The organism is Botrimarina hoheduenensis, assembly GCF_007859815.1.
Lineage (GTDB): Bacteria > Planctomycetota > Planctomycetia > Pirellulales > Lacipirellulaceae > Botrimarina > Botrimarina hoheduenensis.
The window spans coordinates 961,869-986,984 of record NZ_SJPH01000001.1 but is presented as its reverse complement, the minus strand read 5'-3'; the positions used below and the strand labels follow the sequence as shown (position 1 = coordinate 986,984).

Sequence of the window (25,116 nt, the reverse complement as noted above, 5' to 3'; positions counted from 1 at the left end):
TTGTCATCGATTAGCAAGCGTTAGCATTTTTCGCCTCGCAAACTAGTAGTCGCTTGCGGGCGGCCCGAGCGGGTGGAGAATCGGGCCAACCCCAGGGGTTCGGAAAGGTTGTCATCCCGGAATTCCCCGAGAATTGCGAGGAGGCCGCCTCCATGCCGCCTTGGTTCAGCCCGTTGTTCTTCCTCTTTGCCCGCTCCGATGAGAAGCAACTCCGTCGGCAGATCCTGTTCTTGAAGGCCGAGCTGGAGATGACCCGGATTCGCGTACACCAGAGCCGGATCTTCATCGCGGACGAAGAACGGCAACTGCTGCTTGGCTGGGCGACGGCATCGGCTCAGACGCGCTGAAGCTGGTGTCGATCGTGCACCCACGATCGATGTGCTTGACTACTTATACGAGGGTTGAGTAGTCTACGGGTCGCCGCGGGACAGAGAAGACCCCCCGGAAACCATCTGCACTGAGTCCAGTGAGGCGTGACAGCGTCTAGCGTCGCGCGATCTCTGGCTGTGGATCGTCTCCTCCTCTCTTCCCGCTTCTTCAGGCATCTCTGATGGGCAAACGCCCCAAGCGCCGGTGCACGAACCGGTCTGCTTCTTGTCCTTTCGCGCCACGGCGTGTCGGTAGAGCCGTCGAACCGCTCGAGGCGCGGCTCCTGCTCTCTGCCTCCCCGTTGTGGACCTACACCGCGGGCCAAGGTCTCCTCCACTTCACGTCGGGAGCGACAACCGGCGCCGAGCGTACGGGGTGGATCGATGTGCGTCACCCGGTGACAGGCGAGCTTGACCTCGGCGCGCTGCCGACAGACCCGATCAACACGGCGATCGATCACGGCTCGCTGGCCTCGGTATCGGCGTCGACAACGAACCTCATCGGCTACGACCGGAGCGACTACTTCGTCGAGGTCCATAGCAACGTCGTCGATGCGAAGTACGACAACGGTTACCCGGGCCCCGCAACGCCCCAGTACGCCCGCGACTTCGACTACGCGAACCAGATCTGGGCGCAGGCCGGGATCACGGTGCTAAACGTTGGGATCGATCTGCTCGACCTGACCGGGCCGACCGATGTGAAGTTGCGGCTTTCGAGTGCGGAGCAGATCGCGCTGCAGGGGGTCGCGGCGACACGCGACGCGGACCCGTCGGTGGTGAACAACTGGTACGTCGCCGAAGGGACCAAGCACTACGGCGTCGTCTACCTGGGGGGGAGGGCGCTCAGCCCATCGGGCAGCCTAACGGCATCGGGCATGACGATCTTCAACGAGGCGGACGGCGTCGCGTTCTCTCACGAGCTCGGCCACTTTATCCTCAACGCGTTTGGTTACCCCCCCGATACCCGCGCGGCGGCCAGTGAATCTGGGCACACGAACTTCGTTTCGGACCTGATGCACAATGGGGGCCCGACCCCTACCCCGACGACGCTCAAGCAGGCCGCCCAGAACACGGCCTTCTTGAACGCCGGGGTCTCGTACGCCGGGCTTGCCGTGGAGGGGGTCCCGACGGCGAGCCCCATCGTCGCCGTCCACAACGCGTCCGACTCGCAATTAACTCCGACCTACTATTTCGTCAAGCACACCACGGGCAACGACGCGACCTACGGCGACCGCATCGACTTTCACTGGGTCGAGGACAACACGAAGCTGTCTGGCGCCGCGGTGACCGACCCCATGGGTTCAGGTTTCCTGAACCGCCGCCCCGACCTTGCGGAAGGGACCGAGCCGCTGCGGTGGGGGATCGGGGGGCTCGCCCCGGCGCCGTCGCTGACGGGGCACAACCTAGACAACTGGCTCGCCGGCGCACCGGTCGTCCCGGCCTTTACGGGGGGGTCGTTCAACACGGTCGATGTCTTTTCACAGGTCGCCCGCTACGCGGACAACGACGGCAAGGTGAAGGACATCACAAGCGCCAAGTTCCGCCGCGAGGCGGCGCTCGACTACGAGGTGTTTTTTTCCGCCGACGGCGTTAGTTGGGTCGCCGGCCGGGTCGCGCAGGTGTTCGACGACGGCTGGACGACGGCGAGCAACGCGGACGACTATATTGCGCGCTGGTGGTCCCCCGTGGCGGCCCAGCACGTGCGCGTCCAGGCGCTCGGCGGCAAGGCGAACGACGGCAACGCCCAGATCGACGCCGTCGTCGCGGGCGTGGCGACGAACGTCATCACGGGGACCGTCTTCCAAGAGGGGAACCCCACCGCCCCCAACGGCGAACTCGACACGGGGGACAAGCCGCTCAAGGGGGTGCTGGTCAAGCTCGACCACGCGACGAACAACGCGCTCGACCGCGAGGTGCTGACCGACACCAACGGGACGTACGCCTTCACCGACCTCGCGCCGGGCGAGACGTACCGGGTGGTGGTCACCAAGCCAAACGCCACACTGTTCACCACGCAAGGCGTCGATACGAACAACCTGAAAAGCCACGTCGATGGGACCGGGCAGAGCAACCCGGTCACGGTCCCCACGGTGGGGACGATTTCGCAGACGGTCAACGCCGGGACGATCGACACCTCGGGCCTGCGCAAGAAACAGTTGAAGAGCCTCGTCGAGCTGCTCGGCGGCGCCGCCGGCGGCGCGACCGACGGGACCGACCTGCAAGGGAGTTCCGGGTCGGCGTTCGTCACCCAGTCCGAGGTGGCGCTGTCGCTCGTTGGGGTCGGCTCGCTGCCCGACCTGCCGTTCCTCGGGTCAAAACTGACCGATGCGGTCGATCTGGAGGGGCTCTTCGAACAATTCGCGGCGGGGATGAGCGAGGGGGTGTCGCTAGGGGCCGACGCCACGCCGGCGTCCTTCACCCTGGCGAACGACGCCCTGTTTGGCGTTTCGATTAACGGCGCCGCCCCGTTGGTCGTCCGGGTCGCCGCGGCGCAGACGACCGACAACACAACGGCCGGCGACCTGGCGGTCGACCTGACGCTGGCTTTGAGCCTCGCCGGGCTCAGCGATTCGGTCACGGCCGTCGTACTCGACGACGGCCGCTTGGCGCTCGAGAGCATCGACGGCGCCGGGGTGGAAGAGCTGTCGATCGCGACGCTGCGGATCAAGGGGGACGGCGCCGGGATCGACCCGGACGTCGCCCAGTACGGGCAGCTCAGCGCAACGCTCGGGGCGATCACGAACCTCACACTCGAGATCGACGGCGTTCAGTACATCGTGCCGAAGATCGGCGTCACGCCGCCGGGGGTCTCCGAGGCGCCGTTCGTCTTTACTCAGGACAACGCGTCGCTGGAGGACCTGGCGGACGACTTGAATGCAGCGTTCCTCACCGCAGTGAGCACCTTGGGTGCCGCACAGCCGCTGACGGCGGTGGTCGCCGCGGTCGACCCGGGGGCGAACCCCACATCGACAGCCGACGACCGTCTGGTGCTCGTCGCCGTCAACCCCGAGGCTTCGTCCATCAAGGTCGTAGCGAACGGCGCGCGGCTCGGGTTCGCCGACGGCGTCACCCAGACCGCCACGACGAACAGCAACCCGGCCGTTACGGCGATGGGCTTCGGCGTGACCTCCCCGGCGGTATCGGCGAGCCAAGGGGCTCGCGTGATCGCGGACGCGGGGTTTTTCTCGGTCGATACGTTTGTCGAAGCGGCGGTCGAGCAGATGTACGCGTTGTCCAACCTGCCGTTGCCGGCGGCTTTCGACCCGGACCCGGTTTGGAACGACACGACCAAGACGCTGGAGTTTAACTTCGCGCTGAACCACGTTTTTTCCGCCGCGGTCGACCTCGACTTCTTCGACGGGTTCAACCTGGGGTCGCTGCTGGGGACACTCGAGGTCGCCGCGCTCGCGCAGGGGTCGCTCGACGTGCAAGTGAATCTCGACATGCGTGTGGGGTTCAAGCTGGGAGACATCGGCGCGGGGTTCACGGTCACGCCGGCGACCCCGCTGGCGTCGCTCAACGGGGGGGACGGCGTCGGCTTGCTCGTCGGCATGACCGCGGCGAACGCGGCCCCGGCGCTGGGCGTCGTGGGAAGCGACGCGAACTTCTCGCTAGCGTTCACCCGCGCGGGGGGAGACGTGGAAAACGTCTCCTTGACGCTCCCGAAAAGCCCACTGACCAGCGAGCTGTCGCTGCCGATCGACCAGCGGACCCCCAACACGGACGACAACACCACGGTCGGGTCGTTGGCCGCAGACCTGAACAAGCTCTTCTCGCAGACCATGGACGGCGACGGGCGTGTGTTGTCGACGGTCCTCGAAGCGGGGGTGTTCGAATCCGTCGCGTCGTCCGGTTTCGTCACACGCAAGCTGACGCTGAGGGCGATCGACACGACGGTCCTCGGCATGACGATGACCGGCGGCTCGCAGCTCGGCTTCGTCCCCGTTGCGGCAAGTAATTGGCGTGATCTTTCAGTCGTCTTGTCGAACGGCGCGAAGTTTGACGTGAACCTCGACGGTGTTGAGACGCTCGGCCAGGCGATGGCGGCGATCGAGGCCGCGTCGGAGGTCTCTAGCGTCCCACGTGTTGATGTTGTGATTAACGGCGACACGAACGGCCTCGATGTGATCGACTTGACCACCGGGGCCGTGCTGTTTGGCGTTTCCGCCGGCCGGGTCACGCTCCGAGAAGAGCAACAGGCGTCGGCGCCTTTCGATTACATCGCTACGAGCACGATAGGCTCCCCCGCCGGGCTCGGGCTGGGGGTGCTCGGCGCGGAAGAAAATGTCTCCGCCAATATCGTCGAAGGGACGCCGCTGCACGGGCTGGGCCTCGCCGACCGGCTGTTCATTGTCGAGGCGGCCCCGAACCACAAGCACCTGACGGTCACGGCGACCGTCGCGGCGGAGTTCGACGTGACCGCGGCGCTCGGTGAGATCGCACTCGACCTGAACACCGTCGACAGCGACCCTTTGACGTTCACCGTCGAGGTGGGGGTCCACCTGACCGACCCCGACTCGAGCGGCGAGATCTTCGTCAGCGAGTTCACCCCCGACGACCTGCCCGGGATCGTCTCCGCGACGATGCTCGCCGCCCAAGGGAGTGGCTCGATCGAGGTCGGGGTCAACGTCTTCGACGGGGACGATCTGCTCGACCTCGAGACGCTCCTCGGCGAATCCAGCCCCGCGGTGACGCTCGGATTCGCCTTCAACACCTCGTCGGGGCAGTTCCAGTTCACGGCCGACACGAACTTCGCGACCCTGTGGGACTCGTTCAAAGACCTCGGTGCCGAAGACTTTGTCGCGCTGCTGGGGCGGTTTGTCGACGAGCTGCGCGACAACCCCGACCTCGGTTTCCTCGGTGAGGATGTGCCGATCATCAACCGGTCGCTCGACGACGTGCTGGAGTTCGCCGACGGCCTGCTCGAAGCGACCAACCGGTTGGTGAGCGGATTGAGCCTCGACGATTTGTTGGACGTCGAGCAGGCGCGGCTGGCGCTCGAGACGGCGGTAGCCAACCTCGGCATGTCGCTCGAAGAGCGCGAATTGCTGCTCAAGCAGCTCGACGTGCTGCGCCGTGTCGCCGCGCCGCCCGACCAGGACGCGCCGGTCGACTTCTTCGACCGCCTGCCGGCCCGGTTGTTGAGCGCCGTCGCGCACTTCGGCAAGCTGATCCACCAGCAGGTCCCCACGGACGTGGCGGGCTACGGCGACCTGATCGTCGCCTTCAAGGACTTGGCGCGGCAGGTGCCCGCGTTCAACTCGATCGAGGACCGCCTCGCCGACGCCCTCGAGGACGCGATCAACGACGCCTTCGACACCCCGGACGGTTCGCCGTTGACGGTCGATGTGCGGCTTGGGTTCGCCGACTTCGATGGGGTCACGACCACGGCACTCGACCGGGAAGACCGGATGATCGTCCTAGGGGTCGAGCTCGCGGCGCCGCAGTTCGTGAAACGGACGCTGGCCCCTCAGACGCCGATCACGGCCGAGGTCGGCCCCATCACGCTGTCGCTAGACGCGGAGTTGGAGGTCGTCGCGGGGGGCGTGATCGCGTTTGGCCTGGCGATCGATCCCCGCCAAACGGTCGATGACGACCGCTTCTTCCTGATCGTCGATCCGCCGAGTTCAACAACGGACGACCTGATCAAGACGTCGCTTGATTTGGGCCTGGGGATCAATTCCCACGCCGAGGGGGAGGCCGGTTTCGGGTCGTTTGGGTTGGTCGATGTCTCGGCCGAGTTCACGGCCCTCGCCTCTGTGCAACAGGTCGAGGCGCCCGCTGCCAACATCCAGCTCGACGGCACGCCGGTCTACTACCGCGGCTCGACCGCGCACGACGACGACGGCCGCTCGATGATCGTTGTCGTGAAGAACTCGACGACCGGCGACGCCGACGTGCTGTCGTTCTCTGACGGCGAGTACCGACTCAGCTCGGGCGGACCGCCGGTGCTCGAGATCCTCTACTCGTCGATCGACCTCGTGACCGAGGCGACCGAGATTGTCATCGAGTACCAGACGAAGGGTGACCACGCCCCCCCCACCCCCGAGACGCCGCAGCCCAACACCCCGGGGACGCGCGTCGATAGCGGCAACGTTGACCTGATGCGTGCGGCGAACCACCCGGCGAGCTTCTCGCTGCAGTTCACCCCGAACGCCCCGCTCGGCAACGCCCTGGGGGCGGTCGCGTTCAGCGACATCGGCGCGATGACCGATGTCGACACCGACATCCGCGGGATGTTGCTCGCTTCGTTCGACGCGGAACTCTTCGGCAACGACGTCGATAATCTGTTGGTCGTCGCGGCGAGCCTCAACCACCTGCTCCAGCCTCAGGTGACCTTCGACGCGGACGGGCTCAGCAGACTGTTCCAGCTCGACTTCGACCTCAAGACGATTGTCGCGGGGATCGACCGGCTGCTGGCCGAGATCGAGCAGGCGATGACCGAGTCGGTCGCCAACCTGCCCCTCGCGGGGGACGGCCTGGACATCGACGAGACCTTCGTCGGCAAGATCCGCAACAACTTTACGATCCCGTTCCTCGATTTCCTCTGCAACACGGCGGGTTCGCTCGACGACGTCGAGGCGGCGGTGCAGCAATTCATCTTCGAGAAGCTGGGCCCCGGCGGGCTGCGGCTGCTCGCCGACCGCAGCGGCAACGCGACGATCGACCTGGCGGATGTTTACGTCGATCTCGACGAGAACCACTTCGACATCGACGTCGCCCTCGGCGGCCGCGAAGAGTTCATGCTCGACTTCAACTTCAACGAGAACTTCCCGCTCCAGGGCGAGGGGGGAGTGAAGTTCGGCTGGGACTTTGCGGTCGCGCTGGGGGTCGGGGTCTCGCGGACCGAGGGGTTCTACTTCCTCGACCACCAGGCCGGGGCGTACGGCCTCACCACGACGACGCCCGAGTTGTCCCTCGTGATCGACGCCGGCCTGTCGGTCGATACGAGCGTGCCCGGCGCCCCCGTGCCCACGAGCCTCGAGCTCGGCCTGTTCGGGCTCAGCCTGTCGGCGACCGACATCCTCAGCGGGAGCAACACCGGCACCTACATCAACGGGACGTTGACCATCGACGTCACCGACGACACGCTGGACGATAAGATCCACCTCTCCGAGCTGATGTCGCGCCCGCTGACGGATGTGTTCCTCGCGTCGATGGTGGCGACCGCCGAGGTCAACCTGAAGCTGGCCCTCGGGATCAACGACAACCTGCCGAGCGTCGAGACAGACCTGTTCATCGGGACGGACAGCGGCTCAGGCCCCGGCCCGTGGACCGCCACTCTCGACAGCTCGACGGGGAGCTACAAGTTCACGCTGTCGGACCTGACGATCCAGTTCCGCGACCTGGGGATCAACCTGGGCGACTTCCTCAGCGACCACCTCGGGTCGGTCGTGCGGAGCGTCGATAAGTACATCGAGCCGATCAAGCCGGTCGTCAGGCTGCTGACGACCGAGGTACCGGGCGTGTCGCAGTTGTCGGTCGCCGCGGGGAACGGCCCGGTCGATTTCCTCGACCTCGCGTTCCTCAACAACCCAACGGCCGGGGCGAAGGCGCGGAAGTTTGTCGATACCGTCACGACGATCATCGACGTGGTTGGCTCGCTCGCCAGCGTCGATCCCTCGGACAACCTGTTCGTTGTTCTGGACGACCTGATCGAGGTCCCGACGCCCGGGTTCTCGCTCGCCTACGCGTCGGCGATCGAGCCGCCGGAGGACGCCGAAGAGCAGTTCTTCGCGGCGCTGACCGGGGGGATCGTCAACGGCGTCCAGAATGTGCAGGGCAAACTGGCGGGCCTCCTCGATCGGTTGCACGAGATTGGTGTAGAGATCCACCTGATCGAACAGCCGACAAACATCGTCAATATGATCCTCGGCCAGCCGTTCGACGTGGTGAGCTGGAAACTGCCGCGGTTCGACCTGCCGTTCACGTTCGAGGCGGAGTTCCCGGTCATCCCCGTGCCGAAGATCAATGTGCGGGTGGGGTTGAACGCCAACATCTTTGCCGACATCTCGGTGGGCTACGACAGCCACGGCCTGGAGACGGGGAACTTCTTCCACGGGTTCTACTTTGGCGACCGCGAGGACGTCTTCGTCGGCGCCGACATCGACGAGTTCGGCGTGGGGGTGGGGGTGACCCTTGCGGCGCTCCTGGACCTGTTGGTCGTCAAGGCGGGGGTCGAGGGAGAGATCCGCGCCGACATCTTCGCGAACTGGCGAGACAGCGACAACGACGGCAAGCTGCACGCCGACGAGATCGCCGCGATCGTCCGCAACGATGGGATCGAGTGCCTGTTCGACCTGCACGGCGAGGTGCGCGCGATCGTCCGTGCGGTGTGGGAGTTCACCATCACCGGTTCGACCGGCAGCAAAGAGTTCATCAACGAGGTGCTCTTCGCGTTCATGCACGAGTGCCCGAAGTACGAGACCGGGCACGTCAGCGAGGGGGAGACGCTCCCGGGGATCGCCGGCGCGGCGTCGCTCGACCCGTCGTTCGCCGACTTCAACACGGCCGGCACGCTGGTGCTGCACGCCGGCGCCTACGCGGGCCTTCGCGGCCCGGGGGCCACCTCCGACACGAGCGAGGCCTTCGAGGTCGAGGAACTCGTCCCGCCGTCGGTGTCGAACGGCATGTCGGGCGTCTACGTGGTGCGCGCGCTCGGGCTCGAGAGCCGCTACAGCGGCGTGAAACGCATCTACTTCGATGGCGGGGTCGGCAACGACCGCCTCGAGTTGATCGACGTCACCGTGCCGGTCGTCGCGTTCGGCGGCGCCGGCGACGACGTGTTGCACGGCACGAAGAACGTTGACCTCCTCGACGGCGGGGGGGGCGACGACACGATCTTCGGGCGTGGTGCGGGCGACTTCCTGTTCGGCGGCGCCGGCGCCGACGTGATCTACGGCGACCTCGAAGCGGGGAACAACGACACGGCGTTGTGGGGCGTTGGCGCGGCGGACACGATCGACGCCGGCGCGGGCGACGACCTGGTCTACGCCGGCGACGGGGGGGACCTGGTCTACGCTGGTTCGGGCGACGACACCGTCTACGCCGACCTGAAAGAAGCGGGCGTTCCCGCCGCGTTGCAAGGCGTTGACGAGGTCCACGGGGGCGCGGGCGACGACGTGATCTACGGCGGCGGGCTGGGGGATTTCCTGTACGGCGACGCGGGCCGGGACCTCCTCTTTGGCGAGGGGGGGGACGACCTTGTCGAAGGAGGAACGGGCGCCGACCTGGTGATGGGGGACCATGGGGACGACACGCTGCGCGGCGGCTCGGGGATCGACGTGGTCATCGGCGGATTGGGCGACGACCTCTTGTTTGGAGGACGCGGCAACGACGTGCTCGCCGGGGGGCTGGGGACCTCAAGCGCGCCGCTCGCCGCCGCCGTGTCCGCGGTGCTGCTGGATGTCGACTTGTACGCCGACGTTGTCGCCCGCGAGACCCCCGATTACACGGCGACCGACGGCGACGACGAGCTGTGGGGCGAAGAGGACAACGACTTCCTGGTTGGCGACGACGGCGACGACAGGCTGTTCGGCGGCTGGGGGGACGACGCGATCGTCGGCCACCGCGTCGCGGAGGTCTCGGCCCTCTACTCCGAGTACATCGAGGGGGGCCCGGGAGACGACTTCATCTGCGCCGGCGGAGGCCCGGACGAGATCTACGGCGGCACCGCCGACGCTGGGCTCGCCCACATCCTGGCCAGCGTCCCCGCCACGCAGAGCCTCGGCGGTTTCTTCCTCGAATCGTGCGAATCGACCGAAGTCATCGTCACGCTCCCACCGACCAACGCCAGTGTCGCTGGCGAGAAGTTCAACGACCTCAACGGCGACGGCGTCCGCGACGCCGGCGAGCCCGTGCTGGCGGGGTGGACGATCAACCTGCTCGATCCCGACGGGGAAGTGATCGACTCGGCCGTTACCGACGCAGGCGGCGCCTACGCCTTCTCCAGCCTCGAACCGGGCGACTACGGCCTTTCGGAAGACTCGCAGGTGGACTGGGTGCAGACCGCGGGCGGAGCGACGCTGACGCTCGCCGACAGCGACGAAGCGACCGGGTACGACTTTGGCAACCGCTTTAACGGCGCGACGATCCAGGGCCGCAAGTGGCACGACGTCAACGGGGACGGCGTCTTCGACGCCGGCGAACCGGGGCTCGACAATTGGGTGATCGAGCTACTCGACGAGAGCGGCGCCGTTGTCGCTTCCACACACACCTTTGCGATCGACCTCGACGGGAGCGGCTCGGACGGGATCGACAACGACGGCGACGACAACCCGCTGTCGAACCTCGACGACGGGTTCACGATCGACGAGGCCGACGAACGGTTCACCCCCAACGAGCGCGGGTTCTACGAGTTCACCGGCCTCCCCTCGGGGGTTTATGCGGTGCGCGAGGTGGCGCTCGCCGGGTGGTTGCAAAGCTCGCCGCGGCTCACCGAGCCCGGCACGTTTGTCGTACTGCCGGACGACGGCTACACGGCTCTCCGCTCCGACGCCCAGAGCGCCGTCCCGGGCGCCGTAACAAGCGTTTCGGTGACGTTCGACATCGACCACGCCCTGCGCAGCGACCTGGCGATCGACCTGATCGCCCCGTCGGGCGCCCGGGTGACTCTGCTCGACGGCGTCGGGGGCTCGGTGCAGAACTTCGCCGGGATCACGTTGAGCGACGCCGCGACGGTCGCGATCGCCGACATCTCTGCGAACCCGTCGGTCTCGGCCTTCCTGCCCGCAGAATCGCTTGCGTCGCTTATTGGCGAGTCGGCGACGGGTCAGTGGACGCTCGAAGTGCGCGACAATATCGAAGGGATCTGCGGCCGCCTCAACGATTGGTCGATCGTCATCAACGGCGCCACGGTCAACGGCGGGGCGCCGAACCTCTTCCGCGCGGGCGACACGGTCGCCGTGACGGTCGCCGCCGTGGCGGGTGGGGTCACGACCGAAAACTTCGGCAACTACCGCCCGGCAACGGTCACGGGGCTCAAGTTCCTCGACCGCAACGGCGACGGACAGCGCAACGCCGATGTCCCCGGGGGACCCGAGCCGGGCCTGGCGGGGGTCGTTATCTACGCCGATCTCAACAACAACGGCCTCCTCGACCGAGGCGAGCCGAAGACGATCACTCAGCTCGACGACCCCAATACCCAAGGGATCGACGAGACCGGGCAGTACGTGCTTAATGGGCTGCCACCGGGGAGTTCGCCCCTGGTGATCCGCGAGGTCGTCACCGATGGTCTAACGCCGACCTTCCCAACGCCGATCGTCGCCGGAAGCGGTATTTGGATGGTTGACCTCACGTCGGGCCAGGTGGTGGAGGGCTACGACTTCGGCAACGCCCCGGCGGCCTCGGTCCACGGACAAAAGTGGCTCGACGCCAACGGCAACGGATTCCGCGACCCCAGCGAAGAGGGGCTCGACGGCGTGCTGATTTATGCCGACCTCAACAACAACGGGGAGCTCGACCCAGGCGAGCCGACGTCGGTGACGCACTCCGTAGCGTCGACCCTCCCGCAACCGGGCGACTACAACGGCGACGGGTCCGTCAACGCCGCCGACTACACCGTGTGGCGCGACTCGCTCGACGGCGGCGTGCCGGGCGACTTGAGAGCCGACGGCAATGGAGACGGCGTTGTCGATGCGCTCGACTACGCGGTGTGGCAACAGAATTACGGCCAAACCGCGGCCGTTGTCGCTTCGACCGGCCACTACTGGCTGCAGGACCTTCCGGCGGGATCGGTCACGGTGCGCGAGGCGCCGTACCCCGGCCTCACACCGACGACGCCCATTGGCGGGGCCTACTCGCTCACGCTTGCAATCGGCGAAGTCCGTGAGGGGATCGACTTTGGCAACGCCCCGGCGGCCTCGGTTCACGGGCAAAAGTGGCTCGACGCCAACGGCAACGGCGTCCGCGACCCCGGCGAAGAGGGGCTCAACGGCGTGGTGATCTATGCCGACCTCAACAGCAACGGTGCATTCGACCTGGGCGAACCAACGTCGGTGACGCATTCGGTAACGACCACCACACCGCCGCTTGGCGACTACAACGGCGACGGGTCCGTCAACGCCGCTGACTACACCGTGTGGCGCGACGCGCTGGCCGTTTACGTCCCGGGCACGACGCCGAAGGGCGCCGACGGCGATGGCGACGGGGACGTCGACGGCGAAGACTACGCGGTGTGGCGAAACAACTACGGCAAGTCGTTCGTTGAAGTCACCTCCGACGGGCACTACTGGCTCGACGGGCTGCCAGCCGGCGAAGTGGTGATTCGCGAGACGCCGGTCGATGGGTTCCACCCGACCTTCCCCGAATCGGGTTTCTACGCACTCTCCCTCGCCATCGGTGAAACCCGTGAAGGAATCGACTTCGGCAACGCACCGAACGAGCAACAGACTGGGTCCATCTCTGGGGTCAAGGTCTTCGACGAGAACGGCAACCGCCTGCCGGACGACCTCGCGACACCGATGCAGGGGGTGACAATCTACGTCGACCTGGACAGCGATGGCTCGCACAACCCGGCGTTGGAGCCGTTTGCCGTGACCGGCGCCGACGGGGGCTACACGATCCAAAGCGTGCCGGCGGGCACGTGGCAGGTGCGTGAGTCGGTCCCCGCAGGCTACCAGCAGGTCTACCCGGCGGTTCCTGGCTACCATGTCGTGACGGTCGCCCCGGGACAGGGTGTCGTGGGGGTCGATTTCGCGAACAATGGCGACGCGGCCCTCCCGGCGACCGAACCCGCCGCAGCCGCGACGGCCGGGCTCGTCGCGTTTTGGAACTTCGAGAACGACCTGATCGATACGGCGGCCGGGTTCACGCAGAACGTCGGCGCCGCGGGCGACGACCTCGTACCGGCCGGCCCGGTGAACGTGACCTACACATCCGGCCAAGTCGGCAGCGCAGTTGTTGTCTCGCCCGGAGCTTGGGTCTCGACCACGATGACCGGCGACTTGAGCCTCTCCGAGTTCACCGTCGAGGCGTTAGTGCAGCCGAGCCAAGGCCTCGGGGGCGTGATTGTCGAAACCCAGGGACTCGCTTCGGGATTCGATTTCCGTGTTCGCTGGGCCAACGGGCTCGTGAGGCTTCAGACGCTCTCCGGCGGGTCGGTGATCGCGGCTAGCACGGCGTTCCCGATGCCGGCCGGGGTATGGTCCCACGTCGCGGTCATCGGCTCCGGGGTGGACTTGTCGCTCTATGTCGATGGTGCGTTCGTTGACTCGGTCGCGGTCGGTGCACCCATCGGTATCGAAGCGACAGATCGGCTCTTGTGGGGTGGCCAAGAGTTCGAGGGTGCGATCGACAAGGGCGCCGTGTGGAGCATCCCCCTGACCGGCGCCGAGTTGACCGACCACGCGATGTTCCCGCAGGATTGCTACGGGCTGACACCGCTCGGAGCGACCGGGGAGATCCACGGCACGAAGTTCCACGACACGGATGGCGACGGCCTCCGCGGCGCCGCCGAGGTGGGTCTCGCCGGCTGGACCATTACGCTCACCGGCGCGGATTTCAATCACGACGGCCTCATCGATCTGAACGACGTGCTGACGACCACGACCGACGCCACGGGTGCCTACTGGTTCACCGACCTCGAGTCGGCAACGTACACGGTCTCCGAGACGCAGCAGCCGGGTTGGACGCAAACCTCCATCGGCGGCTTCGGCATGGGCGGGGTCTTGTCCCCCGCCCCGGGAACAACCAACTGGGAGATCACCCTCGGGCGGCAAGAGTCGTACTTCGAGGTCGACTTCGGCAACCAGTCCACTCGCGTAGCGTCGGTTCACGGCCAGAAGTGGCACGACGCCAACGCCGACGGCAAGCGCGACCCGGGCGAGGTGGGCCTGGATGGCTGGGTGATCGAGTTGTACGACGCGAGCGGCGCCCTGGTGACATCGACCGTCACGATGAGCATGGACGTCAACCAGGACGGCGAGGTCGATCCAATCAGCGAGCGCGGGCTGTTCTGGTTCGACGACGTCGCTCCGGGCATTTACACGGTGGGCGAGGTGCTGGTCGACGGGTGGCGCCAAACCGTGCCGTCGGCCGCAGGCTTGAGCCAGCCGGGCGACACCAACCAAGACGGCCTCCACGACCTGGCGGACCTGGCGAGGGTCGCCGAGTGGGACCTGCTGGGGAGCGGGCTAGCGGCGGGTTGGGCGCAGGGCGACTTCAACGGCAACGGCGTGGTCGACCAGGCAGACCTGTCGGCGGCGCTGGCGAACGTCGGTCAAACGTCCTTCACCGCGGCCGACCGTCGCGTGACCGTTCAGGTTGGCCCCGGGCAGACCGTGGCCGGCGTCGAGTTCGCGAACTACGAACCGACCCCGCTGCCGGACGGCGACGACCGCATCTTCGCTCAGGCGGGGGACGACATCGTACGTGGCGACAACCTGGTCACCGACCCAACGGTCATCAGCGTCGGCACACGCCGCGATACGATCTATGGCCAAGGGGGCTCCGACCGGCTGTTCGGCCAAGAGGAAGACGACGTGCTGTGGGGCGCCGACCCGATGCTCGGCGTGGTCGGCGGCGGTGTGGATGACGACTTTATCCACGGCGGCGAGGGGACCGACGAGGTCCGCCAAACGGTCAACACGAACCAGGTGCTCACCAACACGTTGCTCACCGGCCAGGGGGTCGATACGCTCGCGAGCATCGAGCGCGGCGCCCTCACCGGCGGGGCTTCGAACAATACGATCACCGCGGCGGCATTCTCGGGCCCCGTCACGCTTGTCGGGTTGGGAGGGAACGACACCCTCACCGGCGGCGTTTCGGGTGACTTGCTTGTCGGCGGCGCGGGCGACGACACGCTCGCCGGCGGCGACGGCGACGACACGTACCTGTTCGGCCCCGTGACGACCGCGCTGCCCGAACTGGACACCATCAACGAGGGCGCCGGCCCCCTGTCGGGGACCGACACCCTCGATTTCTCGACGCTCGACGTGGGGGTGACGGTCGACCTGTCGGGGGCGCTCCCCGCCAACCAGATTGCCCTGCACGCCGGCGGCGGGGGGCGGCAGGTCTCGGTCGCCGTGGCTGGCGAGGAGATGAACCTTGAGAACGTCGTCGGCACTTTGCACGATGACCTGCTGTTCGGCAACGCCGCTAACAATGTCCTCACCGCACTCGACGGCAGTGACGATGTCCGCGGCGGCGCCGGCAACGACATCCTCCACGTCGGCCCTGGGGTCGCCGACCTGGCCGACGGGGGCGCCGACGACGACCGCATTGTGTTCCACGACAACTGGGGGGACGCGACGATCGCCGACTCCGGTGGTTTCGATACGGTCGACTTCTCCGCGGTTACTACGTCACTCGACGCCCTCGTCGGCAGCCTCGTCGTCACGTCCGGTCCGAACACGGTGACACATGCCGGGAGCGACTTCGAACTCATCCTTGGCGGGCAGGCCGACGATGTTTTCCGGTTCGCCGACGGTGCAACGCTCCCCCCCGGGGGCCGAATCGAGGCGGGCCCGGGCATCGACCTGCTCGGCTACTCGGCTTACACGACCGGCGTCACCGTCAACCTGACGACGGGCGCAGCGACCGGGGCGCCCGGCGGCGTCGCGGAGTTCGAGAACGTCACCGGCGGCCAGGGGGGTGACTCGCTCACCGGCGATGGGGGTGCGAACGTCCTCGACGGCGGCCTCGGCGACGACCCCTTGCTCGACGGACGTGGCGGGAACGACACCTTGCTGGGTGGCGACGGCGACGACGGCGCCACAGGGTTCCTGGGGGGCGATGGTGACGATCTCTTGATCGGCGGCCACGGCGACGACCTGAACCTCGACGGCGGCAACGGCGACGACACGGTCGTCGTCCGCGATGGCGACGGCAGCGACTCGGTCGCCGACACCGGCCCCCCCTTGGAATCCGACACACTCGACCTCAGCCAGGTGACGACCAACCTGGTCTTCAACGTGGCGACCGGGGCGCTCTCCGTGACGTTCCCTTCGACCGGCAACGTGCTCACCGCGGCCAACGCCTTCGAGAATGTGCTGTCGGGAAGCGACGACGACCTCGTCAACTTTGTAGGGGTGGCCACACTCCCGGCGGGGGCGACCCTCGACGGAGGCGGCGGCAGAAACACGCTCGATTACTCGGCATATACCGTAGGCATCCAGGTAAACCTCAGCGACGACCCGCTCGTCACGCCGGCGATAGGCCCCCACACGGCGACCGGGGCCTCGTCGATTGTTCGCTTTCGCGATGTCATTGGCAGCAACCAAGCAGACGTGATCGTCGGCGACCAACTCGGCAATAACCTCTCGGGGCTCGGCGGTAACGACACCTTGTACGGGGGACGCGGCGCCGACGTACTCGCCGGCGGCAATGACTCCGACGATTTGTACGGCGGCCCCGGCGACGACCGCTACGTGCTGACGCCCGGCTTTACTGGGGTGACACTCACCGAATTCAACGGAATTGTCTCCGCAGGTCAGGCAACCGCGGGCGGCGTCGATACCATCGACATCTCGGCGCTTACCATCACCTTACCGATCGACATTTCGAGTGACATCGAGTTCGAGAACATCATCGGCAGCCTTACGGTTCGCAATGTCCTGACCGGCAATGTGAAAGACAACCTCCTTGTCGGTGGCGCCGCCGGGGACAAGATCTTTGGCGGGGATGGGAACGACTTCTTGATTGGGCAAGGGGGCAATGACTGGCTCGAAGGGGGCGCCGGCGACGACATCCTCCACGGTGGTACCGGGGCCGACGGCGTAGGGCTCGACATCGGGCTCCAGCGGCTGTTCCTCGGTGGTCCCGGGCGCGACGTGTTAATCGGTGGCGACGACGCCGACACGATCAACGCCGACGACAACGAAGAAGATATCGTCGTCTCCGGAGTAACCGCCTACGACAACGTTGGTGTCGATTCAACCCACCTCTCGGCCTGGCTCGAAATCCGTGACGTTTGGGCTTCGACGACACGTGACCGCGCGTTCCGCCAGGCCCTGATCGCCGCGGGCGTTGGCACCGGCTCCATCGGGGGACCCTTCTCACTGAGCCCCTTAACGGTTGTTGACGACGGTGACTCCGACACCCTCATCTACGATTCGACGACTTCCGGCAGTCCCGTCGATGACCTTGTGTTTTCCGACTTCGGCGACACGCTGACCGCGTCGCTCATCTCAGGTGATTCGATCGCTGACCTCGCGTTCGCGATCGCGCAAGATGTCCACGCAGAGGGTTCGATTACCCCAATAATACGTTCGCAACTTACGGCCCAAAGCAAGAAGACATCGACCTCGGCCTTCAACAGAAATCTCCTTCTGATTCAGAACGACTGGTCAGCGATGGCAATACTTGACGCCTCGGTCGATGATCCGCAATCACCGACCAAGCGTCAGCGCAAGACGGAAGAATCGTCCGCGGATGGCGCCTATTCGACTTTGCGAGGGCTTACCTTCGATCGTGCGCTGTCGGATTGGGGTAGCGAGACATAATTCTCTGCGCCGAGGTAGTCGATCGTCAGGTTGCACCGTCGGTTTTACTAGCCCACCGCCCTCACAAAGGCGACCTGCCACGGCTGCCGCGTTCCCTCCGTCTCGACTCCCTATCCGCTTGCTAAACCACCTTACTTACCTCGGCCACGACCGAAGATCTCGGCCGAGAGTGCTCGACCGAGCACTCGAATTTGTCTAAAACGCGTGGTGTTTCGTGTCGGCTGAGTTTTGTACCTTGCTGGCTCGGCGGCGTGCTCAAGCACTACGAACGTATGGCGGCCTGACACGCTCCGGCCGAAAGTCTCGCCTCGAATCCGTCGTCAGTCCAGCCGCCCTGCCCTGCTGGCAAAGCCGCTTCGATTCTTGAAGATCCTCCGTGATTAGAGCTGCGAGGCGACTAACGCGTCAGTATTTCATCACCAGAGGTTCTTCAGCCGTTAACCTTGATAAGGACTACGAATAGTGACGAGCTAGCGATGGCGTCAAGGACAGGGCGTCGTGGGCCACTTCGCGCGAAATCCTTGCTGGAATTTGATTTTAATCGCACGCTCCATCGGTTATAACGCCGTCAGTCCCTCGCCCGTCGACACGCGTAGGTTCTGGTCGGCAGCGGCGGATCGGGACGGTCTTCTTGGGAGGTCGTCGCATGTCTCGCCGACAGTGCGTCCTCGCTACGTTGTGCGTCTTGCTGACCTGGCCAGCCGCCGCGTTCGCGCAGCTCTATCCCGTGGCGATCGGTCAGAACTTCACCGGGAGCACGTTTCTGGTCGATAGCAATTTCCGCACGCCCGACACGATGGGCGCCGCGGGGGTGGATCACTTCGTCGAACTAATCAACGGACGCTTCAGCGTCTATCGCAAGAGCGATGGCGTGCGGGTGCAGACCAGCACGCTAAACCAGTTTTGGAACAACGCCGGGCAGACGCCGACCGGCGGCAGCGGCGCCTTCGACCCGCGGGTGGTTTATGACCCGCACGCGCGGCGCTGGTATGCGGTGGCCGTGGACAACGGGGGCGGCGCTAACAATTTCCTGTTCGCGGTCTCTAACTCGTCCGATCCGACGCAGCCGTGGACCGGTTTCAAAATCGATTCCGACGCCGACGACAGCAACTGGGCCGATTTTCCGATGATCGGCTACAACCCCGAAGCCGTGTTCCTGTCGGCGAACATGTCTCCGCTCACGGCGCCGCAGACGAGGATGTCGTTCCTCGTGTTGCCGAAGTTTGGCCTGCTCCAATCGACACCCAGCATCGTGGGCTTGCAGCAACTCCAAGACGTGCCGCGGCCGTCGGGGACCAACGCCCTGTCGCCGCAGCTTGCTGTGGACGCGAGCAACCTGCTAGCTCTCAACACTAGCCTTCCGGTGCTGATGCACGATTTTGGCACGGGCGAGTTGTATCGCGCGGAGGTCGTTTCGCCCGGCGCGCCGTCGGTGACGAACGTCGGCGTGGTTGGCGTGCCCGGCCTAGCGGCCCCGCCCACCGTCGACCAGCCGGGCCCCAAGCAGAATATCGAAGCCAACGACGGTCGCTTCAGCGCAAACACGGTGCTACACAACGGGCAACTTTATGGCGTGCAGTCCGTCGACAATGGCGGACTGGCGTCGGTGCGGTATGTGCGTGTGGACGCCGCGACAAACGCCGTGCTGGAGAGCCAGATCATCGTGGACCCCGCTTCGCGATCCCTGACGTTCCCATCGATCGCGGTCAACGAGTTCGGCGACGTGGTAATCGGCGTAACCGGGACGAGCGCAACCGAGTTCGCCAGCAGCTACGCAATGGTCGGCAGAACAGTCGGCGGACTGACGACCTTCGATCAACCCATGTTGCTGCGGGCGGGTGTCGACGACTATCTGCGACTAGACTCCCTGAACCGCAACCGCTGGGGAGACTACAGCTCGACAACCGTCGATCCGGCGGATCCCAGCATCTTCTGGACGAGCCAGGAGTACGTCAGTTCCGTCGATCGCTGGTCAACGCAGATATCGGAGCTCATCGTTCCGCTGCCGAACGAAGCGCGGTGGAACGACGCCGCGGGCGGCTTGTTCGACGATCCATTGAGGTGGCAGACCGCAAGCGGCGGAGCGCCGCAGCCCAGCGAACACCTGGTCTTCAGTCGCGCCACGGACCTGAGCGGCGTGACGAACGGCGTTTTCTTTCCACCCCAGCCCACGGGGGCGTACGCTTATCAGTCGCTGAGCGCTCGCCAGGGGGATGTGGAGCTCGACCTGGCCGGCAATCAACTGGATCTGGCTTTGGACGTCGCGGTTGGCCCCTACTACGGTCAGCCGATGCTGACCATCGCCAACGGCTCGGTGAGCTCGGTTGCCGGCGCCATCGCGCCTCGGCCAACTTCCGAAGGGCGGCTGGTGCTGGACAATGCGCATTGGACGGTTGACACGGTCACGGTCGGCAGCGCGCCGACGCCGTCGGCCGGCTGCTGCCTGCCTGGCGCTACTGGCGGAGTCGGCACTCTTGCGATGGTCAACAACGCGCGGCTCGATGTCGGCGGCACGCTTCAGGTCTGGGGACAGGCCACGGTCGATCTGACGGATGGCGTGTTGTCCGCCCAGACCATCGAGCAGTTTGCGCCGCCGACTCCCGGTGGTTTTGGCTTTGGTCTTAATTTCACGGGCGGCACGCTCCAGGTGGACACCTTCGATGGCGAGCTAATCAACTCCGGCGGGACATTGGCCCCGGGCGGCAATACCATTGGGACCACCGACGTGACGCTCGGCTATACGCAACTCGCCGGTGGCGTGCTCGCCATCGATATTGGCGGTACAGCAGGCGGTCAGTACGATGAGCTGAACGTGGCCGGCACGGCCGACTTCAACGGCTCGCTCGACATCGCCTCGTTGGGCGGCTTTCCTCCCAGTCTGAGCGACACGTTCGCAATCGTCCGCGCCGGTTTCATTCCGGTGGTTGGCTTTGCTAATCTGCTGACGAACACCGTGTTCCCGACGATCAGCACGCGGCTCGATTGGCGTCTATTCTACGAGCCGACAGCGCTTACGCTGGCCGTGGTCCCGGCGCTCGCGGGAGATTACAATGCTGACGGCGTTGTCGACGCCGCCGACTACACGGTCTGGCGCGACACGCAGGGTCAGGCCGGCCTTGGGCTGCCGGCCGACAGCAATTTCGATGGAGTGGTCGATCTCATCGACTACTTTGCTTGGCGCAGCAACTACGGTCAGGTGGCTCCCGGTCCCGTCAGCGAAGCTGCGGCGAGCCGCGCCGTGCCCGAGCCAAATACCGCAGTGCTGCTGTTAATCGCGGCGGTTGGCCGGTCTCTTCGACGACGCCTGGGGAGACCGCCGCGCGGTCACGCGGAACGGCGCTGCGTCTGACCGACGACTTCCGTTGCTTGCTATTGCGAATACTTTCACCAGACACCGACGACCTCGAGGTTATGAGAGACCGAACCCCGCGCGCTGAAAACTCTTCGTTAGTAGGCTGAAACGGAATCTACTACGGAGCGAATTCGCTTGCAAGTCGTAGCAACGGTTGTCATCGAATAGCGACTATTGCAACTCTTGCATTCAAAACCCGTAGTCGCTTGCGGCCCACTTCTGAGCGCAGAGAATCAGACGGGCACCTGGGGTGCGCGAAGGTTGTCACCCTGCTTTTCTCGCTCTGAAAGGCGCTCACGATGTCGAGCTTCTTCTCGCCGCTACTGTTCCTCTTGGCCGGTTCTACCGAAGACCAGCTCCGCAAACAGATCGAGTTTCTCAAAGCGGAGAACGAGATGCTCCGCAAGCGGATTCCCAAGAATCGCATCTTCCTCGACAACGACGAGCGAGAGCGGCTACTGAAGCTGGGAGGGGCCATAGGAAGAGGAGTTCTCGAAGTCATCACCATCGTCAGCCCAAGAACTTACCAGAGGTGGCAGAGAGAAGTAAGAAACGGCAAGAAGCCGATCAAGAAGATGGGGCGTAAAGGAACCCCGGAGTCGGTCCGAGAAATCGTCGTCCGCTTGGCCAAAGAGACGGGCTGGGGCTACGGTAGAATCGTCGGAGAACTAAAGAAGCTCCGTATCCAGTGCGTAGGTAGAACGACCGTAAGAAAGATCCTCAAGGAGGAGGGCATCCACCCGGGCCCGCAGCGAGGCCCCGGCACCTGGGACGACTTCATCAAGATCCACGCCGAGACCCTCTGGCAGTGCGATTTTTTCTCGAAGTTGGTGATGACAAGCACCGGATTGCGACAGGCCTACGTGCTGGCGTTCTTGCACGTCAACTCGCGGCTGGTGATCTGCTCGCCCGCGACGCTCAAGGCCGACGACAAGTGGGTAACGGAGCAAGCGGAGTCGATGCTCGAGCAGGCCCGTGGGATGGAGCTGCCGGTCCGCTACCTCATCCGAGACCGCGACTTCAAGTACTCCAAACGATTCGATCTGGTCTTTGCCGACAACGGCGCTTCGGTTGAACCCACAGCGCCACGAGCGCCGAATCAGAACGCCTTCGTCGAGCGCTGGATCGGCTCGATTCGGGCTGAGTGCCTGAACCGTTTCATCGTCTTCGGCCTCGGTCACTTCGACCATCTTGTCTCTTCCTATTGCGATTATTATCACGCCTGCCGTCCTCACCAGCGGAAGGAGAACAAGCCGCTGCTCGGAGTCTGGCCCGAGGTCGATGATCCGCCAGAGGAAGGCGAAGAGATCGTATGTCGTCAGTGGCTTGGCGGCGTGTTGAAGCACTACGAACGCGAAGCGGCCTGACGGGTTGAAGAGACAACGACTATCGAGACGTTGCGTGCCTTCACGCTTTCCAGCCATGCGCCGCTGCGGAGCCGTGCATGATTCGTGACGATCGGTTACCTTCGATCACGGCTTCGGGAACAATATCGACCGACAATCACCGGTCGATTTTGAGTGACAACCTTGTTGAACGGGACGCCGCTCGCCAGATCTTACACCTTGTGAATCAAACTACTTAGAAGTGCCTGCGATGAATTTCAGACGGACCCCACGGTGGTTTAGCCCCCTGGTTGTTAACGCGGCAGTGCTTGTCCGTGCCATAAATCGCCATTCCACAGCTGCTTGGGCTGCGATCTGCGTGCTGATGGTTCCATCGCACGCAGACGCGGTCGAATTAGTTGATCATTGGCGCTACGTGACGGAGGAGCCGCAATCCGAATGGTTCGGGCAGTCCTTCGATGACTCGTCTTGGAAGGAAGCCGACGCCGGATTGGGCAACCCGAGTACGCCCGGGGCACGCGTCGGAACGACTTGGTACAGCGACGACATCTGGATGCGTAAGGCGTATCAACTCGAATCCGGCGTCAAGAACCCGGTCCTGCTGATTCACCACGACGACGAGGCCCAGGTCTACCTGAACGGTCAACTCATCGCCGAGCTCGAAGGTTACACGACCGACTACCAATTGATTCGACTCGACGCGAAAGCCGCCGCCGCGTTGCGAAAGGGCACCAATACGCTGGCCGTTCATTGCCAGCAGTCCAGCCGGGGACAGTTCATTGATGCGCATCTTGTCAGCGCTGATTCAGTGCCCAAGCTTCCGCGGCCGAGCGGCGACAAGAAGCCGTTTGAATCCGAGCTCATCACCGAGTGGGGCGAAAAGGTGACGGCCGAGAATGCGTGGACCGAGTACCCGCGTCCGCAGCTCGAACGCGACAACTGGATCAACCTCAACGGCCATTGGGACTATGCCGTCACTTCGCGAGACGCCGAGAAGCCCGAAGCTTGGGACGGCAAGCTGCTCGTGCCGTTTGCATTGGAGTCAAAGCTCGGCGGCGTACAGAGACTGCTCTTCAAGGACGAGGCACTCTGGTACCGCCGAGCCTTCCGTCACGCCCAAAAGGAAGCGAGCCGAACGCTGCTCAACTTCGAGGCCGTCGACTACCGCTGCGAGGCTTTCGTCAACGGCGTCTCCGTTGGAACCCACCAGGGGGGTAACACCCCGTTCTCATTTGACGTCACCGAGGCACTGCAGGACGGAGAGAACGAACTCGTCGTCCGGATCGAGGACGACACCGAAGCGTGGCAGCTCCGCGGCAAGCAAGTGAAGCAGCCCGAAGGGATCTGGTACACCCAAGTATCGGGCATCTGGCAGACGGTTTGGCTCGAGGATACCGGCGCGACCTACGTGGAAGACCTGCACTTATCGACCGACGCTGCGAAGGGAGAGATCCGCTGCGTCGTTGACGCCGCAGGTGGCAAGAAGCCGAGTCGCGTTGAAGTGACGGTGTTCGATGGCGACAAAAAGGTCGCAAACGTCGCGAACGACGGCAGCAAGCTCACGCTGGTGGTCCCGGACGCGAAACTCTGGTCCCCCTCGTCGCCACACCTCTATACGTTGGAGATCGTCCTATCCGGCGACAATGGTGAGGTTCTCGACCGCGTTAAGTCTTACGCCGGCATCCGAACGGTCGGCAAACAGCGCGATGACGAAGGCCACCTGCGGTTCACGCTCAACGGCGAAGAGATTTTCCACTGGGGGCCGCTGGATCAGGGATGGTGGCCCGATGGCCTGCTAACCCCGCCCTCGGACGAGGCGATGCTTTACGACATCCGTTTCCTGAAAGAGGCGGGCTTCAACATGATCCGCAAGCACATCAAGGTCGAGCCACGCCGTTACTACTACCACTGTGACCGTCTGGGGATGCTCGTGTGGCAGGACCAAGTCAGCGGCGGGGCCAGTCCCTCTTGGACCTTCCTCAAGCCCGACCCCAAAGACGCCGACTGGCCAGACGACCAGCACCAGCAGTTCATGGACGAGTTCGAGTCGATGGTCGATACGCTCGAGAACCATCCGTCGATCGTCGTCTGGGTTCCCTTCAACGAAGCCTGGGGCCAGCACCGCACCACCGAGGTCGGCGAGTGGACCGTCGCGCGGGACCCGAGTCGTTTGGTGAACATCGCCAGCGGCGGCAATTTCTGGCCGGTTGGCGATGTCGTCGATTTCCACTCCTACCCGGCACCCAAGTTTCCCTTCGACAAGCGGCGCTACGGCGATTTCGTCAAAGTCGTCGGTGAGTTCGGGGGCCACGGGTACGCCGTCAAAGACCACTTATGGGTCAACAGTGGCCGCAATTGGGGTTATGGGGGTCTCCCGAAAGACCGGGCGGAGTACAAGCGTCGCTTCGTCGACTCGATCAATCGGCTGGCCGAGCTCCGCTCGAAAGGCATCGCCGCGGGCGTCTATACCCAAACGACCGACGTCGAGGGAGAGATCAATGGCCTGATGACCTACGATCGGAAGGTCATCAAGATCCCAGCGGACGAGCTAGCGAGAATCCACGAATCGCTGGAAGACTAGTCCGAATCATCGTGACTTCCGCGCCCCC

General features: G+C 64.8%; 5 protein-coding genes. All 5 read left to right on the top strand.

What is annotated here, in order from left to right:
- The first annotated feature begins 152 nt into the window (after positions 1-152).
- Positions 153-347, top strand: a complete 195-nt coding sequence (locus Pla111_RS03785; RefSeq protein ID WP_146571487.1) for a hypothetical protein — start codon at positions 153-155, stop codon at positions 345-347.
- A gap of 323 nt (positions 348-670) precedes the next feature.
- Positions 671-17,809, top strand: coding sequence for an SdrD B-like domain-containing protein (locus Pla111_RS03780; RefSeq protein ID WP_197524718.1), 17,139 nt, complete (start codon positions 671-673; stop codon positions 17,807-17,809).
- Between the two features lie 646 nt (positions 17,810-18,455).
- Positions 18,456-21,158: a hypothetical protein gene (locus tag Pla111_RS03775; protein WP_146571483.1), complete on the top strand. Its 2,703-nt coding sequence runs from the start codon at positions 18,456-18,458 to the stop codon at positions 21,156-21,158.
- Between the two features lie 302 nt (positions 21,159-21,460).
- Positions 21,461-22,528: an integrase core domain-containing protein gene (locus tag Pla111_RS03770; protein WP_146571481.1), complete on the top strand. Its 1,068-nt coding sequence runs from the start codon at positions 21,461-21,463 to the stop codon at positions 22,526-22,528.
- A 343-nt stretch (positions 22,529-22,871) separates the two neighbouring features.
- Entirely contained in the window at positions 22,872-25,088 is a 2,217-nt protein-coding gene (locus Pla111_RS03765) for a glycoside hydrolase family 2 protein (protein ID WP_146571479.1), read from the top strand.
- Positions 25,089-25,116 lie beyond the last annotated feature (28 nt).

Bases quoted from the DNA above. Each gene is read 5' to 3' on its own strand.
- Pla111_RS03785 (WP_146571487.1), top strand. From the start codon at position 153: ATGCCGCCTTGGTTCAGCCCGTTGTTCTTCCTCTTTGCCCGCTCCGAT.
- Pla111_RS03775 (WP_146571483.1), top strand. From the start codon at position 18,456: ATGTCTCGCCGACAGTGCGTCCTCGCTACGTTGTGCGTCTTGCTGACC.
- Pla111_RS03770 (WP_146571481.1), top strand. From the start codon at position 21,461: ATGTCGAGCTTCTTCTCGCCGCTACTGTTCCTCTTGGCCGGTTCTACC.
- Pla111_RS03765 (WP_146571479.1), top strand. From the start codon at position 22,872: ATGGTTCCATCGCACGCAGACGCGGTCGAATTAGTTGATCATTGGCGC.